General features: G+C 61.6%; 1 protein-coding gene. It reads left to right on the top strand.

The genetic code is table 11. The annotated features are described in order from the left end of the window. Nucleotides 1-437 (top strand): cytochrome c oxidase accessory protein CcoG (locus tag D0S45_20880; protein TIH04498.1); only part of this gene is annotated, 437 nt, incomplete at both ends.

Genomic DNA, 437 nt, shown 5'->3' with positions numbered 1-437 from the left:
TCTGGATCGAAGGCGATCGCGGTGCGCGCATTCGCCTCGACAAGGCGCGCTTCTCCCTTGGGAAGCTTTGGAAACGGTCGGCGAAGCATCTGTCCTGGCTTGTCATATCATTGCTGACCGGCGGTGCCTGGGTGATGTATTTCAACGACGCGCCGACCTTCGTTTCCGATGTTGCCGCATTCGACCTGACCGGGAACCAGCTGTTCTTCATTGGGCTGTTCACCCTGACGACCTATCTGCTGGCGGGATACTCGCGGGAGCAGGTCTGCACCTATATGTGCCCGTGGCCGCGCTTCCAGGCGTCGATGCTGGACGAGGACACGTTGATCGTCAGTTACGAGCCCTGGCGGGGCGAACCGCGCGGCAAGCCCGCCAAGGACGGCAATTATGACGGCCGCGGCCACTGCATCGATTGCGGGCAATGCGTTGCCGTTTGC

It is taken from the genome of Marinifilum sp. JC120 (assembly GCA_004923195.1).
Classification (GTDB): domain Bacteria; phylum Desulfobacterota; class Desulfovibrionia; order Desulfovibrionales; family Desulfovibrionaceae; genus Maridesulfovibrio.
Note: the sequence above shows the minus strand (reverse complement) of the source record. Positions and strands in the feature narration are given on the sequence as shown.